Genomic DNA, 15,455 nt, shown 5'->3' with positions numbered 1-15,455 from the left:
CAATCAGTTCGCGGGGGCGACCCGGGTCATGACCACCGGCTCCACCGGCACGTCCTGGTGCATGCCGCGGTTGCCGGTGGCAACACCCTCGATGGCCTTCACCACGTCCATGCCCTCGACCACCTTGCCGAACACCGCGTAGCCCCAGCCCTGCTGGGTCTCGGACTGGAAGTCCAGGAAGCGGTTGTGCTTGACGTTGATGAAGAACTGGGCGGTGGCGGAGTGGGGGTTGGGGGTGCGCGCCATGGCCAGGGTGCCCACCTCGTTGCTCAGCCCGTTGCTGGCCTCGTTCTTGATCGGGTCGCGGGTGGGCTTCTGGGACATGTCGGCGGTGAAGCCGCCACCCTGGATCATGAAGCCGGGGATCACCCGGTGGAAGATGGTGCCGTCGAAGAAGCCGTCGTTCACGTACTGCATGAAGTTGGCCACGGTCTCGGGGGCCTTGTCGGCGAACAGTTCGACGACGATGGTGCCCTTGCTGGTTTCGATGCTGACTTTGGGGTTCTGGTTATCGGCCATTGCGAGGCTTCCTAGGGTTACGGACAGCAGCAGGCTCAGGCTCAGGAGCTGTCGGATCAGGTTTTTCATGGGGTGGATTTCCGTGGGTTAACCGGAAGAGCCTGAATCATAGCCTCTGGAGAGAGGCGGCGAAACCTGCCGGCTTTGTTGTGTGGACGGGTTTTTCGCTACCATTCGCGCCATGTCAGCCACCCCCGTCAAGACCCGCTTCGCGCCGAGCCCCACCGGGCTCCTGCATCTGGGCAATCTGCGCACCGCGCTGTTCAGCGCCCTGCTGGCCCGCCGGGAAGGCGGGATCTTCCTGCTGCGCATCGAGGATACCGATGCCGCCCGCAGCCGCGACGAGCACGTGGTCGACATCATGGAGGACCTGCGCTGGCTGGGCCTGCACTGGCAGGAGGGGCCTGAGGTGGGCGGTCCCCACGGCCCCTACGTGCAGTCCGAGCGCGCCGGGATCTATGGCGAGGATTACCAGCGCCTGGAGACGGCCGGGCTGGCCTATCCCTGTTTTTGCAGCGAGGCGAGCCTCAAGCTCTCCCGCAAGGCCCAGCTGGCCGCCGGCCAGCCGCCCCGATACCCGGGCACCTGTTCACACCTGTCACCGGACGAGGTGCAGGCCAGGCTGGCCCAGGGCCTCAAACCCACCCTGCGTTTCCGGGTGCCCGCCGGACGGCAGCTGCGCTTCGAGGACCTGGTGCGCGGCGAGCAGCGCTTCGACACCGACACCATCGGCGATTTCGTCATCCGTCGTTCCGACGGCACGCCGGCGTTCTTCTTCAGCAACGCCGTGGACGACGCCATGATGGGCGTGACCCACGTGCTGCGCGGCGAGGACCACCTGGCCAACACGCCGCGCCAGATGCTCATCCTGGAGGCCCTGGGCCTGCCCGTGCCCAGCTACGGCCATATCTCCCTGATCCTGGGCGAGGACGGCGGCCCCCTGTCCAAGCGCCTCGGTGCGCTCAGCTTGCGGGAACTGCGCGCCCGGGGCTACCTGCCCCGGGCGGTGCTCAATCACCTGGCGCGCCTGGGCCACCACTTCGAGGCCGACGGCCTCATGGACCTGGACGCCCTGGCCCGGGGCTTCGACACCGCGCGCCTGGGCCGGGCGCCGGCCCGCCACGACCCGGTGCAGCTGGACCACTGGCAGCACCTGGCGGTGCTGGCCCTGTCCGAGGCCGAGCTGGAAGACTGGCTGGGCGAGAGCCTGGAGGACGTGGTGCCGGAGGGCGCTCGGGAGGCCTTCCTCAAGGTGCTGCGTGATAACATCCGCTTCCCCAGCGAGGCCCGGGACTGGGCCCGGCGCCTGTTCGGCCGTCCCCCCGAGGTCGATGCTCCCGGACGCGACGCCATGGAACTGGCCGGGCGCCGGTTCTTCACCGCCGCGCTCGCGGCCCTGGACCCCGCGCCGGCCGATTTCCGGGAACTGGCCCAGCGGGTCGGGGAGGCCACCGGCGCCAAGGGTCGGCACCTGTTCATGCCCCTGCGCGCGGCACTGACGGGTCTGAGCCACGGCCCCGAGATGCGCGACCTCTGGCCCCTGCTGGGTCCCGAGCGGGTGGCCGAGCGTTTCACCGCCGCCCGTGACTCACTGCCCCACTGAGATCCCCCATGCTCCAGATATACAACAGCCTGACCCGCCGCAAGGAAACCTTCATCCCCATGGAGCCCGGGCGCGTGCGCATGTACGTGTGCGGCATGACCGTCTACGACTACTGCCACCTGGGCCACGCCCGGGTGCTGGTGGTGTTCGACGTGGTGTACCGCTACCTCAAGGCCCTGGGGTTTGATGTCACCTACATCCGCAACATCACCGACATCGACGACAAGATCATCCGGCGGGCGGCGGAAAACGGCGAGGACATCCGCGCGCTCACCGACCGTTTCATTGCGGCCATGCACGAGGACGCTGAAGCCCTGGGCGTGTTGCCGCCGAGCGCCGAGCCCCGGGCGACCGAGCACATCGACGGCATGCTGGCCATGATCAGTACATTGCTCGAGCGGGGTTACGCCTACCAGGGCGACAATGGCGACGTCTACTACGCGGTGGCCAAGTTCGAGCCCTACGGCCGGCTCTCCGGCAAGCGCCTCGAGGACCTGCGCGCCGGCGAGCGGGTGGCCCCCGACGAGGCCAAGCGCGACCCCCTGGACTTCGTGCTGTGGAAGGCCGCCAAGCCCGGCGAGCCCGCCTGGGACTCCCCCTGGGGGCCGGGCCGGCCCGGCTGGCACATCGAGTGCTCGGCCATGTCCACCCATTATCTGGGCAACCACTTCGACATCCACGGCGGCGGCCAGGACCTGCAGTTTCCGCACCACGAGAACGAGATCGCCCAGAGCGAGGCGGCCACCTGCGAGCACTTCGTCAACTACTGGATGCACAACGGCTTCGTGCGCGTGAACGAGGAGAAGATGTCCAAGTCCCTGGGCAACTTCTTCACCGTGCGCGAGGTGCTGGCCCGCTACCCGGCGGAGGTGGTGCGCTATTTCATCCTCTCCAGCCACTACCGCAGCCCGCTCAACTACTCCGACGAGCCCCTGGATGCGGCCCGCGCCGGCCTGACCCGGCTCTACACCGCCCTGCGCGGCCTCATGCCCGCAGAGCCCGGCGCCGAGGCGGATCCCTGGCGTGCCCGCTTCCGCGAGGCCATGGACGACGACTTCAACACCCCCGTGGCCATGGCGGTGCTGTTCGACATCGCTCGGGAGATCAACCGCCTGCGCGACGAGGATCCGCCTGCGGCCGCCCGACTGGCGGGTCTGCTGCGGGAACTGGGCGGGATGCTGGGTTTGCTGGCCGGGGACCCGGAGGCCTTCCTCAAGGGCGGCGAGGCCGGTGAGCTCGACGAGGCGGCCATCGAGGCCCTGATCGCCCAGCGCCTGGCGGCCAGGAAGGCGAAGGACTTCGCCGAGGCCGACCGCATCCGCGACGAACTGGCAGGGCAGGGGATCGTGTTGGAAGACGGGCCGGGCGGGACCACCTGGCGGCGGGGTTGATGAATGTCTGCCGCAGAGGCGCGGAGGCGCAGAGTGGTTTTAGTGAAAGCCCCAGTGCAGCGCCAGATGATGGCCGGCGTGCATGACACCAGTCACCTGATATCCAGCACCTGACTTTCTCTGCGCCTCCGCGCCTCTGCGGCAAGTCTTCTTAAGAATCACCCAGCCGAAATCCTGGATTCATACGACTGGATCGTGTTCTTCATGAGCATGGCCACGGTCATGGGGCCGACGCCGCCCGGGACCGGGGTGATCCAGGCGGCGCGCTCGGCGGCGGCCTGGAAGCTCACGTCACCCACCAGGCGGCCGTCGTCCAGGCGGTTCATGCCCACGTCGATCACCGTGGCGCCGGGCTTGATCCACGCCCCGGGCACCAGGTCCGGCCGGCCCACGGCCACCACCACGATGTCCGCCCGGGCCACGTGTTCGGCGGTGTCCCGGGTGAAGCGGTGGCACACGGTCACTGTGGCGCCGGCCAGCATCAGCTCCAGGGCCATGGGACGGCCGACGATGTTGGAGGCGCCCACCACCACCGCGTTGCGGCCCTTGTAGACCTCGCCGGTGCTGTCCAGCAGACGCATCACGCCATAGGGGGTGCAGGGGCGCAGGGTGGGCAGGCGCACCGCCAGGCGGCCCACGTTGTAGGGGTGGAAGCCGTCCACGTCCTTGGCCGGGTCGATGCGCTCGATCACCGTCTCGGTGTCGAAGTGGGCGGGCAGGGGCAGCTGCACCAGGATGCCGTCCACGGCCGGGTCGGCGTTGAGCGCGTCGATGAGATCCAGCAGCGCGGACTGGGGGGTGTCGCCGGGCAGGTCGTGGGAGCGGGATTCGATGCCCAGGGCCTCGCAGGTGCGCCGCTTGTTGCGCACGTAGACCTGTGAGGCGGGATTCTCGCCCACCAGCACCACCGCCAGTCCCGGCGCCCGCCGGCCCTGGGCGGTGTGCCGCTCGACCGCCTGGCGGACCTCCTCGTGCACCTGTTGGGCCACCTGGCGTCCGTCGATCAGTCTGGCGGTCATGGGATTCAATCCTGGCAAATTTGAGCGGGCGCAAATTCTCGCATGGCCTCCCTGTTTGCCACAAGAAACGAAGGGCTGAACGCGTTGACGGCGGCGGCGCTCGACGGGTATGATGCGCAGCTTCTCCGCAACGCAGGGCCGCTCGCTCGTGTGCGGCCAGCACTCGGTTTTCCGGGGTATAGCGCAGTCTGGTAGCGCGCCTGCTTTGGGAGCAGGATGTCGGGGGTTCGAATCCCTCTACCCCGACCATTAGCTCCAGGTCAGGGGCTCCAGGGCCGGGGGCTCCCGGGGCCCGTGGCGGAAACGAACTGCGCCCGTAGCTCAACCGGATAGAGCATCGGCCTTCTAAGCCGAGGGTTGCAGGTTCGAGTCCTGCCGGGCGCGCCATTCATGAGGGCCGGCTGGCGGGGTCAGGCGGTTCATTATGGTGGCTGTAGCTCAGGTGGTAGAGCCCCGGATTGTGATTCCGGTTGTCGTGGGTTCGAGTCCCATCAGCCACCCCATATCCGTTTTGCGGAACAATCACGCGATCCGCGTGGTCGTACCGGAGCGTTTTCCGGGCCGTTAGCTCAATTGGTAGAGCAGTGGACTCTTAATCCATTGGTTGTAGGTTCAAGTCCTACACGGCCCACCATTCCTGCAGAGGGCCCGGCGCGAAGGCGCCGGGCCCTTTTGCGTTTTGGGCGGCCGATGCTTACGCACCGGTGGGGTATCGGGGTACAATTACCCGTTTACTGCCGCCGCAGCGGGTGCGCTTTGCGCGCGGGGTGGCCACAGCGAAAGTGGCGGAACTGGTAGACGCGCTGGATTTAGGTTCCAGTGGGGGAACCCGTGAGAGTTCGAGTCTCTCCTTTCGCACCAGATTGACACACCGGGCGCGTGCCACGTGGGCGGGCCCGGTCACACAAGTTATCCAAGAGAATTTCCGAGAGGAACCATCGACATGCAAGTCTCAGTGGAAACCGTCAGCAACCTGCAGCGCCGAATGACCGTCCAGGTCCCCTCCGAGCGCATCGAGCAGGAGGTGGATCGTCGTCTCAAGTCCCTCGCCAGGCGCGTCAAGATCGACGGCTTCCGCCCCGGCAAGGTGCCCCTGAAGGTGGTGCAGCAGCGCTATGGCGCCGGCGTGTTCCAGGAAGTGGTGGGCGAGGTGCTGCAGAGTTCCTATCAGGAGGCGCTGCTGCAGGAGAAGCTCGAACCCGCCGGCAGCCCCAGCATCGAGCCCAAGCCCCTGGAGCCGGGCAAGGGTCTGGAATATACCGCCACCTTCGATGTGTTTCCCAAGGTGGAGATCGCCGACCTGAGCGAGGTGGTCGTCGAGCGCCCCAAAGTGGAGCTCACCGACGCCGATGTGGACAAGGTGATCGACACCCTGCGCCGTCAGCGCAAGGAATTCGTCGCCGTGGATCGGGCCGCCCAGAAGGGTGACCAGGTGATCGTCGACTTCGACGGCAGCCTCGACGGCGAGCCCTTCGAGGGCGGAAAGGGCGAGGCCATGCCGGTGGAGCTGGGCGAGGGCCGCATGCTGGCCGCCTTCGAGGATCAGCTCAACGGCATGAAGCCCGGCGACGAGAAGACCATCGACGTGCCCTTCCCGGAGGATTACCCGGCGGAGAACCTCAAGGGCAAGACCGCCCAGTTCGCCATCAAGGTGCGCGAGGTGAAGGAGCCCAGGCTGCCGGAAGTGGACGAGGCGTTCGCCAAGTCCTTCGGCATCGAGGAGGGCGGCGTCGAGAAGCTGCGCGAGGACGTGCGTGCCAATATGGAACGCGAGGTGGCCCAAGCCGTGAAGGCCAAGGTCAAGGACCAGGTCATGCAGGCCCTGTTCAAGGCTCATCCCCTGGAGCTGCCCGAGGCCCTGGTGAAGGACGAGATCGACCGTCTGCGCCAGCAGGCCCTGTCCCGCTTCGGCGGCCAGGTCAAGCCGGAGAACTTCCCCGACGATGTGTTCCGCGAGGAGGCCGTGCGCCGCGTGTCCCTGGGCCTGATCATCCGTGAACTGGTCGCAAGCAAGGGCATCAAGCTGGATGCCGATCGGGTCAAGGCGGAGCTGGAGGCCATGGCCGCCGGCTACGAGGACCCCAGGCAGGTGATAGACTATTATCGTAACAACCGTCAGGCCCAGAGCGGCCTGGAGGCCATGGTTTTGGAAGACCAGGTGGTGGACTTCGTGGTGGAGCAGGGCAAGGCCACCGACAAGCCCATGAGCTTCGATGAACTCATGAATCCCCGTAAGGAGGGTGCATCCGAATGAGCAATCAGGGCATTGGCGACCGCGGCGCACTGGATACCCGGGCGTTGAATCTGGTCCCCATGGTGGTCGAGCAGACCGCCCGGGGCGAGCGGGCCTATGACATCTACTCCCGGCTGCTCAAGGAGCGGGTGATCTTCGCCGTGGGTCCCGTGGAGGACTACATGGCCAACGTGATCGTGGCCCAGCTGCTGTTCCTGGAGTCCGAGAACCCGGACAAGGACATCAGCCTGTACATCAACTCCCCGGGCGGCGCGGTGACCGCCGGCATGGCCATCTACGATACCATGCAGTTCATCAAGCCGGACGTCTCCACCCTGTGCATCGGCCAGGCGGCCAGCATGGGCGCGGTGCTGCTGGCCGGTGGTGCCAAGGGCAAGCGTTTCTGCCTGCCCCATTCCCGGGTGATGATCCATCAGCCCCTGGGCGGTTTCCAGGGTCAGGCCACCGACATCGACATTCATGCCCGCGAGATCCTGAAGGTGCGTGCCGAGCTCAACCGCATCCTGGCCCATCACACCGGCCAGAGCATCGAGCAGATCGAGCAGGACACGGAACGTGACCGGTTCCTCAACCCTGTCGAGGCTGCGGAGTACGGTCTGATCGACCAGGTGCTCTCCAGCCGCGCGATGGCGGAGCAGGCCGGCTGAGCCGGCCCAGTCCTGGCGACAACACCGGTTGTCGGTGCACGCTAAAACCCTGTCTTTCTCCGGCTTGCATCCCGGCGGGAAAAGTAGCAAGGTGGTTTCAAAGCATTTAGAGGCCTGCCGATGAGCGACAACAAGATGAAAGATTCCGATAGCGGCAAGCTGCTGTACTGTTCCTTCTGTGGCAAGAGCCAGCACGAGGTCCGCAAGCTCATCGCGGGTCCCTCCGTGTTCATCTGCGATGAATGCGTCGAGCTCTGCAACGACATCATCCGCGAGGAGATGCAGGAGCAGGGCGCTGCCGTGGGCGACAAGCTGCCCAAGCCCCACGAGATCAAGAAGATCCTCGACGAGTACGTGATCGGTCAGGATCGCGCCAAGAAGATCCTGGCCGTGGCGGTGTACAACCACTACAAGCGTCTCGAGGCCCGCAGCGCCAAGGACGAGGTGGAGCTGGCCAAGAGCAACATCCTGCTCATCGGCCCCACCGGCTCCGGCAAGACCCTGCTCGCCGAGACCCTGGCCCGTCTCCTGAACGTGCCCTTCACCATCGCCGACGCCACCACGCTCACCGAGGCGGGCTACGTGGGCGAGGACGTGGAGAACATCATCCAGAAGCTGCTGCAGAAGTGCGACTACGACGTGGAGAAGGCCCAGACGGGTATCGTCTACATCGACGAGATCGACAAGATCTCCCGCAAGGCCGACAACCCCTCCATCACCCGTGACGTCTCCGGCGAGGGTGTGCAGCAGGCACTGCTGAAACTGATCGAGGGCACCATCGCCTCGGTGCCTCCCCAGGGCGGCCGCAAGCATCCCCAGCAGGAATTCCTGCAGGTGGACACCCACAACATCCTGTTCATCGTCGGCGGCGCCTTCGCCGGTCTCGACAAGGTGATCCGCGACCGTACCGAGAAGGGCGGCATCGGCTTCTCCGCCAAGGTGAAGAGCAAGGAGGACAAGGGCCCCGTCTCCCGGACCCTGTCCGGCGTGGAGCCCGAGGACCTGATCAAGTACGGCCTGATCCCCGAGTTCGTGGGCCGTCTGCCGGTGGTGGCAACGCTCGAGGAGCTGGACGAGGACGCCCTGATCCAGATCCTCACCGAGCCCAAGAACGCCCTGACCAAGCAGTACGGCAAGCTGTTCGAGATGGAAGGGGTGGATATCGAGTTCCGGGAAGACGCCCTGCGCGCGGTGGCCGCCAAGGCCATGGAGCGCAAGACCGGCGCCCGGGGCCTGCGTACCATCCTGGAGCAGGTGCTGCTGGACACCATGTACGATCTGCCCTCCACGGAGAACGTCTCCAAGGTGGTGATCGACGACGCGGTGATCCGGGGCGAGGCCAAGCCCTACCTCATCTACGAGAACTCCGACTATCAGAAGGCAGCCTCTTCCGACTGACCGGTGCGCCCCGTGGCCGAGCCACGGGGCGGGCCCGGGCGCCCCGGACCGGGGCGAGGTTCGGGCATTTGTCCCGATGTGCCATCCGGGACCCTTGATTTCCTCCCCGATCTCCCCCATCAATAGACCTGACCCCACTCCTTCGGAGCGGGTTCGGCCCGGCGACGCCCGGGTTCACCGCCCCGACTGACCAGAGAAAACATCCCATGACGGATTCCGACGACAAGACTCAGGCCGCCACCCAGGACCCCTTGCAGGCCGTCCCTGTCCTGCCCTTGCGGGACGTGGTGGTCTATCCCCACATGGTCATCCCCCTGTTCGTGGGTCGCGAGAAGTCTATCCGGGCCCTGGATGCGGCCATGGCCAACAACAAGCAGATCCTGCTGGTGGCCCAGCAGAGTGCCGAGGTGGACGAGCCGTCCGCCGACGAGATCCACCGGATCGGCACCCTGTCCACCATACTGCAGCTGCTCAAGCTCCCCGACGGCACCATCAAGGTGCTGGTGGAGGGTTCCGAGCGCGCCCGCATCGTGGACCTGGTGGACAGCGAGGAGCACTTCGCCGCGCGCATCGCGGTGATCGAGCCCGACCGTGCCCTGGACGAGCGTGAGGTGGAGGTGCTGACCCGTTCGGTGCTCAACCTGTTCGACCAGTACGTGAAGCTCAACAAGAAGATCCCGCCGGAGATCCTCACCTCCCTGGCCGGCATCGACGACCCCGCGCGCCTGGCGGACACCATCGCCGCGCACATGTCGCTCAAGCTGGACGAGAAGCAGAAGATCCTGGAGATCCAGGACGTGCGTGCCCGCCTCGAGCACCTCATGTCCCTGATCGAGGGCGAGATCGACATCCTGCAGATCGAGAAGCGCATCCGTGGCCGCGTCAAGCAGCAGATGGAGAAGAGCCAGCGCGAGTACTACCTGAACGAGCAGATGAAGGCCATCCAGAAGGAACTGGGCGACTTGGAAGATGCCCCCAACGAGGCGGAGGAGCTGGCCCGTAAGATCGAGAAGGCCGGCATGCCCAAGGAAGCCAAGCAGAAGGCCATTGCGGAACTGAACAAGCTCAAGATGATGTCGCCCATGTCGGCCGAGGCCACCGTGGTGCGCAACTACATCGACTGGCTGGTGAGCGTGCCCTGGAAGAAAAAGACCAAGGTGCGCAACGACATCGCCGAGGCCCAGCGGGTCCTGGACGAGGACCACTACGGCCTGGAGAAGGTCAAGGAGCGCATCCTCGAGTACCTGGCCGTGCAGCAGCGGGTGAAGAAGCTCAAGGGCCCCATCCTGTGCCTGGTGGGCCCCCCGGGCGTGGGCAAGACCTCGCTCGGCCGTTCCATCGCCCGGGCCACCAACCGCAAGTTTACCCGCATGTCCCTGGGTGGCGTGCGTGACGAGGCCGAGATCCGCGGCCATCGCCGCACCTACATCGGTTCGCTGCCGGGCAAGATCGTGCAGAACCTGTCCAAGGTGGGCACGCGCAACCCGCTGTTCCTGCTGGACGAGATCGACAAGATGGCCATGGATTTCCGTGGCGATCCGGCCTCGGCCCTGCTGGAGGTGCTGGACCCGGAACAGAACGTCAACTTCAACGATCACTATCTGGAGGTGGATTTCGACCTCTCCGACGTAATGTTCGTGGCCACCGCCAACAGCATGAACATCCCCGGGCCCCTGCTGGACCGCATGGAGGTGATCCGCCTGCCCGGTTACACCGAGGACGAGAAGACCAGCATCGCCATGAATTACCTGGTGCCCAAGCAGATGAAGAACAACGGCCTCAAGGAGGACGAGCTCTCCATCAGCGAGGCGGCCATCCGCGACATCGTGCGTTACTACACCCGCGAGGCGGGCGTGCGCAACCTCGAACGGGAGATCTCCAAGATCTGCCGCAAGGTGGTCAAGACCCACCTGCTCAAGGCCTCCGAGCGCAAGACCAGCATCACGCCCAAGAACCTGGACAAGTACCTGGGCGTGCGTCGCTTCCGTTACGGTGTGGCCGAGGAGAAGGACCAGGTGGGCCAGGTCACTGGACTGGCCTGGACCGAGGTGGGCGGCGAACTGCTCACCATCGAGTCGGCGGTGGTGCCCGGCAAGGGCAAGATCCAGCACACTGGCAAGCTGGGTGACGTGATGCAGGAATCCATCCAGGCGGCCCTGACCGTGGTGCGCAGCCGCGCAGGGGTCCTGGGCATCCCGGAGGACTTCCACGAGAAGAAGGACATCCACATCCACGTGCCCGAGGGCGCCACGCCCAAGGACGGTCCCAGCGCCGGCATCGGCATGTGTACCGCCCTGGTCTCGGCACTCACCGGCATCCCGGTGCGGGCCAACGTGGCCATGACCGGCGAGATCACCCTGCGCGGCGAGGTGCTGCCCATCGGCGGTCTCAAGGAGAAGCTGCTCGCGGCCCATCGCGGCGGCATCACCACGGTGGTGATCCCCGAGGAGAACGAGAAGGATCTGGTTGATATTCCGAAGAATATCAAGAGCCGCCTGGATATCCGGCCGGTGCGCTGGATCGATCAGGTGCTGGAGATCGCACTCACCGAGATGCCCGAGGCGGCACACGCGGCGGCCGAGGCCAAGCGGGTGGAGAAGCCCGCCGAGGGCAAGCGTCGCAGCGTGCCTCACCACTGATCCGTTCGTAGTGCAGGACAATGGCGCGGGCCTTCGGGCCCGCGTTTTGCTTGACATCGGCGCACGTGAGGCGAACATCACTTCCGCCTGCGTCACACTTTTCTGCTTCTTCTGCAAATCCCGACGGATGGCGCCCGAGTCGTGTTGACAGCTTTTGAAGGCGCTTGGTATAAAGTTCGCGATCCACACGTTTTCCTTATAACAAGATCCACCATTGGGGAATCCGCCAGCACTCTGCCAGCGCCCAGTTCCTGCGACACGGCGCGCGGAGTTCGTTATCTTCCCGCCTTGTCGAGCCCCGTGAAGCGGGGTAGCCCATTTGCTTAACCGAAAGGAATGCATGAATGAATAAATCCGAACTCATTGACGCCATCGCCGCCTCCTCCGATCTGCCCAAGGCCCAGGCCGCCCGTGCCGTGGACGCCATGATCGACGTGATCTCCAGCGCCCTGAAGAACGGCGACCAGGTGACCATCGTGGGCTTCGGCACCTTCCTGGTGCGCGAGCGCGAGGCGCGTTCCGGCCGCAACCCCCGCACCGGTGAAACCATTCAGATCGCCGCTTCCAAAATGCCCAGCTTCAAGGCTGGTAAAGGCCTGAAGGATGCAGTAAACTAGCGCGCCTTCAACGGGTGCTTAGCTCAGCTGGTAGAGCGTCGCCCTTACAAGGCGAATGTCGGGGGTTCGATCCCCTCAGCACCCACCAAGGTGCAAGGTTTTGTGTTTGAAGAAATGGAGTGGTAGTTCAGCTGGTTAGAATACCGGCCTGTCACGCCGGGGGTCGCGGGTTCGAGTCCCGTCCACTCCGCCACGTTGAAAAGGGTGCCTCTGGCACCCTTTTTTTTGTCCTTATCCCGGGACTGGGTGTCGAAAGGCCATGTTCTCTCGCCAAGACGAAGACGCAGAGAAATGAATGGACAGGATGGACAGGATTTTTCAGGATTCACAGGATTTAGGCGCTTGAATCAAACCGATCCGTTCATGCCTTGATCCTGTCAATCCGCTCAAATCCTGTTCATCCTGTCCTGGTTTTCTCAGCGTCGAGACGACATATGTCCTGGCGAGGGGGCAGGCCTTTCAGCCTTGCCATGAAACCCCGCATCCCCCGGCGGGCTCAAATTCGCTATCATGGGCGGATTGCACTGAATCCAACGTCAAAAGCGACTCCACAACCATGCTGCAGAAGATCAGAGACAAGGCCACGGGCTGGCTCGCCTACGCGATCATCATCCTCATCAGTATCCCCTTCGCCCTCTGGGGGCTGAACGAGTACTTCGGCGGCGCTCCGACCCAGGTGGTCGCTGAGGTCAATGGCGTGGAGATCCCCGCCCGGGCCTATCAGCAGGAATTCCAGCAGCAGCGCCAGCAGTTGGCGCAGATGTTCGGCGGCCGCATCCCCTCAGGGGCGGTGGACGAGGATATGATGCGGGAGAACGCCCTGCAGACCCTGATCCGGCGCGAACTGGTGGCACAGATGGCCAAGGAAAAGGGTTTCCGCATCAGCCCCTCGGCCGTGGCCAGCGAGATCCGCGCCGTGCCCGGTTTCCAGCGTGACGGCGTGTTCGATCCGGAACGTTATCGCCAGATCATGGAGGCACAGCGCCGCAGCCCGGCGGAGTTCGAGGCCCGGGTGGCCCAGGCCATGCTGCTGGAGCAGTTCCAGAGCGGCTACCAGCGCAGCGCCTTCCTGCCCGAGGCCATGGTGGAGGACTTCGTGCGCCTGCGTCATGAGCGCCGCCAAGTGAGCGTACACCGCTTTCCTGCCGAGGCCTATGCCGAGCGCGTGCAGGTGAGCGAGGAGGAGATCGCTGCCTACTACGCCGAGCACGGCGAGCAGTTCCAGACCCCGGAACGCCTGCGTCTCGCCTACCTGCTGCTGGACGACGCCACCCTGGCCGAACAGGTCAGCGTGACCGAGGCCGATCTGCGCCGCGAGTACGAGCAACGCAGCGACCTGTTCACCCAGCCGGAAGAGCGCCGCGCCAGCCATATCCTGATCCGCATCGAGCCGGGTGCGGATGCCGATGCACAGGCCGCCGCCGAGGCGCGCGCCCGGGAAGCGCGGGCGCGCATCGAGGCCGGCGAGGACTTTGCCGAGGTGGCCCGTGCCGTGTCCGACGATCCCATGGCCGAGACGGCCGGTGGCGACCTGGGCTACATCGCCCGGGGCGATGTCGATCCCACCCTGGAGGGCGTGCTGTTCACGATGCGGGTGGGCGACGTGAGCCAGCCGGTACGCACGGGTCTGGGCCTGCAGATCATCAAGCTCACGGCCATCGAGCCCTCCAGGCGCGAGCCCTTCGAGGCGGTGCGCGACGAAGTGGAGGCGGAGTTCCGCAGCCGCCGCGTGGAAGGCCTGCACATCGAACTGACCGAGCGTCTGCTCACCGAGAGCTTCGAACAGCCCGGCACCCTGCAGCCGGCCGCCGAGGCCACCGGGCTTTCCATTGCCTACACCGACTGGTTCACCCGCCAGGGTGCTGCCGAGGGCATTGCCTCGGAGCCCGAGGTGCTGCGGGTGGCCTTCAGCCAGGAGGTCCGCCAGGGCCGCAACAGCGACCTGATCGATCTGCCCGATGGGCGCGTGGTGGTGGTGCGCCTGCACGAGTACGAGCCCGCCGCGCCCCGGCCCCTGGAAGAGGTGGCCGAGGAGATCCGCCTGCAACTGGTGTGGGAGGAAAGCCGCAGGCTGGCCGAGGCCGATGGCGCCAGGGCCCTGGAGGCACTGCAGGCCGGCAGCGACTGGGCGCAGAGCCTGGCGGGTCTGCCCGGTGAGAGCACCACGGAGCTGTGGGTGACCCGTGATTCCGGAGAACTGCCGGGCGCCGTGACCAGCCGGGTGTTCACCCTGAACCGGCCCGCCAACGATCGGCCCGTCTTCTCCGGCCTGTCCCTGCGCGATGGCGATTACGTGCTCGTCGCCCTGTACGCCAGCGAGCCCGGCGAGCTGCGTCCGGAGCGCATGAACGAGGCCCGGCAGCAGCTGGCCAATCTCTACGGCGGCCTGGAGTTCGAGGCCCTCTACCAGGCCCTGGAGGCCCGGGCGAAGATCCGCATCTTCAGGGAAAACCTGTGATGAAGTAGGAAGGGTGAATTGAGAAGTACGAAGTCATGAAAAAGGCGAGCCATTGGCTCGCCTTTTTTATTTCCCACTTCCCAATTCACCCTTCTTACTTCAATTCACACTTCCGCAGGCCCGAGCCCGATGATGTTGTAGCCGGAATCCACGTAGAGCACCTCGCCGGTGATGCCCGAGGACAGGTCGGAGGCCAGGAAGGCGCCGGTGTTGCCCACGTCCTCGATGGTGACGTTGCGGCGCAGGGGGGCGTTCTTCTCCACGTGATCCAGGATCTTGCGGAAGTCGCCGATGCCGGCGGCGGCCAGGGTGCGGATGGGGCCGGCGGAGATGGCGTTCACCCGGGTGCCCTCGGGACCCAGGGTGTAGGCCAGGTAGCGCACGTTGGCCTCCAGGCTCGCCTTGGCCAGGCCCATGACGTTGTAGCTGGGCATGGCACGCACCGCGCCCAGGTAGCTCAGGGTGATGATGGAGGCGTTGCGGTCCTTCATCATGTGGCGCCCGGCCTTGGCCAGCGCCGCCAGGCTGTAGGAGCTGATGTCGTGGGCGATGCGGAAGCCGTCGCGGGTGATGTTGTCCAGGAAGTCGCCTTCCAGCTCCTCCTTGGGCGCGAAGGCCACCGAGTGCACCAGCACGTCCAGGCTGTCCCAGTAGTTGTCCAGGTGCTCGAACACCGCTTCCACTTCCTGGTCGCTTTCCACGTTGCAGGGCACCACGATGTCGGAATCGAATTCCGCGGCGAATTTCTCCACCCGCTCCTTGAGACGCTCGTTCTGGTAGGTGAAGGCCAGTTCGGCGCCTTCACGCTTCATGGCCTGGGCGATGCCGTAGGCGATGGATCGGTTGCTGGCCACGCCGACGATCAGGGCGCGCTTGCCGGTGAGAAAACCCATGTGATTCTCCTGTGCTT

General features: G+C 65.5%; 11 protein-coding genes and 7 tRNA genes. 15 read left to right on the top strand and 3 right to left on the bottom strand.

Translation table 11 applies throughout. The features are described 5' to 3' along the window. Positions 1–3 precede the first annotated feature (3 nt). Positions 4–588 carry a peptidylprolyl isomerase gene (locus D580_RS0109725; RefSeq protein ID WP_018954199.1) on the bottom strand — a complete coding sequence of 195 codons (585 nt, stop codon included), beginning with the start codon at positions 586–588 and terminating at the stop codon, positions 4–6. A 112-nt stretch (positions 589–700) separates the two neighbouring features. On the opposite strand from D580_RS0109725, the gene gltX reads away from it, so the two are divergent. Beyond that, positions 701–2,122 carry a glutamate--tRNA ligase gene (gene gltX, locus D580_RS0109720; RefSeq protein ID WP_018954198.1) on the top strand — a complete coding sequence of 474 codons (1,422 nt, stop codon included), beginning with the start codon at positions 701–703 and terminating at the stop codon, positions 2,120–2,122. Positions 2,123–2,130: 8 nt separating this feature from the next. After that, on the top strand, positions 2,131–3,513 hold the full coding sequence (cysS, locus tag D580_RS0109715) for a cysteine--tRNA ligase (RefSeq protein WP_018954197.1): 1,383 nt from the start codon (positions 2,131–2,133) through the stop codon (positions 3,511–3,513). 158 nt (positions 3,514–3,671) lie between these two features. Here cysS and folD read toward each other — a convergent pair whose 3' ends face one another. Further along, entirely contained in the window at positions 3,672–4,532 is an 861-nt protein-coding gene (folD, locus tag D580_RS0109710) for a bifunctional methylenetetrahydrofolate dehydrogenase/methenyltetrahydrofolate cyclohydrolase FolD (RefSeq protein ID WP_018954196.1), read from the bottom strand. A gap of 172 nt (positions 4,533–4,704) precedes the next feature. Here folD and D580_RS0109705 point away from each other — a divergent pair. The 13 genes from D580_RS0109705 (at position 4,705) to D580_RS0109645 (ending at position 14,545) form a co-directional block, all read left to right on the top strand. Next, positions 4,705–4,781 (top strand) — tRNA-Pro (locus D580_RS0109705). A gap of 61 nt (positions 4,782–4,842) precedes the next feature. After that, a tRNA-Arg gene (locus D580_RS0109700) sits at positions 4,843–4,919 on the top strand. A 40-nt stretch (positions 4,920–4,959) separates the two neighbouring features. Further along, a tRNA-His gene (locus D580_RS0109695) sits at positions 4,960–5,035 on the top strand. A gap of 55 nt (positions 5,036–5,090) precedes the next feature. Beyond that, positions 5,091–5,166 (top strand) — tRNA-Lys (locus D580_RS0109690). A gap of 142 nt (positions 5,167–5,308) precedes the next feature. Then, positions 5,309–5,393: transfer RNA gene (locus tag D580_RS0109685), tRNA-Leu, on the top strand. A gap of 82 nt (positions 5,394–5,475) precedes the next feature. Beyond that, entirely contained in the window at positions 5,476–6,786 is a 1,311-nt protein-coding gene (gene tig, locus D580_RS0109680) for a trigger factor (RefSeq protein ID WP_026289873.1), read from the top strand. Then, positions 6,783–7,433, top strand: a complete 651-nt coding sequence (gene clpP / locus D580_RS0109675) for an ATP-dependent Clp endopeptidase proteolytic subunit ClpP (RefSeq protein ID WP_018954194.1) — start codon at positions 6,783–6,785, stop codon at positions 7,431–7,433. Before tig ends, clpP begins: the two co-directional genes overlap by 4 nt. Positions 7,434–7,553: 120 nt before the next feature. Continuing rightward, entirely contained in the window at positions 7,554–8,831 is a 1,278-nt protein-coding gene (clpX, locus tag D580_RS0109670) for an ATP-dependent Clp protease ATP-binding subunit ClpX (RefSeq protein ID WP_018954193.1), read from the top strand. A 206-nt stretch (positions 8,832–9,037) separates the two neighbouring features. Next, positions 9,038–11,470 carry an endopeptidase La gene (gene lon / locus D580_RS0109665; RefSeq protein WP_018954192.1) on the top strand — a complete coding sequence of 811 codons (2,433 nt, stop codon included), beginning with the start codon at positions 9,038–9,040 and terminating at the stop codon, positions 11,468–11,470. Positions 11,471–11,814: 344 nt separating this feature from the next. Next, positions 11,815–12,087 carry an HU family DNA-binding protein gene (locus D580_RS0109660; protein WP_018954191.1) on the top strand — a complete coding sequence of 91 codons (273 nt, stop codon included), beginning with the start codon at positions 11,815–11,817 and terminating at the stop codon, positions 12,085–12,087. A gap of 12 nt (positions 12,088–12,099) precedes the next feature. Further along, positions 12,100–12,175, top strand: a tRNA-Val gene (locus tag D580_RS0109655). A 28-nt stretch (positions 12,176–12,203) separates the two neighbouring features. After that, positions 12,204–12,280: transfer RNA gene (locus tag D580_RS0109650), tRNA-Asp, on the top strand. Positions 12,281–12,643: 363 nt separating this feature from the next. Further along, the gene (locus tag D580_RS0109645) at positions 12,644–14,545 is read left to right on the top strand and encodes a SurA N-terminal domain-containing protein (protein WP_018954190.1); all 1,902 of its coding nucleotides are present in this window, start codon (positions 12,644–12,646) and stop codon (positions 14,543–14,545) included. A 104-nt stretch (positions 14,546–14,649) separates the two neighbouring features. On the opposite strand, the gene D580_RS0109640 is transcribed toward D580_RS0109645, so the two are convergent. Further along, entirely contained in the window at positions 14,650–15,438 is a 789-nt protein-coding gene (locus D580_RS0109640) for an enoyl-ACP reductase FabI (RefSeq protein ID WP_012637518.1), read from the bottom strand. Positions 15,439–15,455 lie beyond the last annotated feature (17 nt).

Origin of the sequence: Thioalkalivibrio sulfidiphilus, assembly GCF_000377945.1 — a bacterium.
GTDB classification, from domain to species: Bacteria; Pseudomonadota; Gammaproteobacteria; order Ectothiorhodospirales; family Ectothiorhodospiraceae; genus Thioalkalivibrio_A; species Thioalkalivibrio_A sulfidiphilus_A.
The sequence above is the reverse complement of the archived record's forward strand: the minus strand, read 5'-3'. Positions and strand labels throughout refer to the sequence as shown.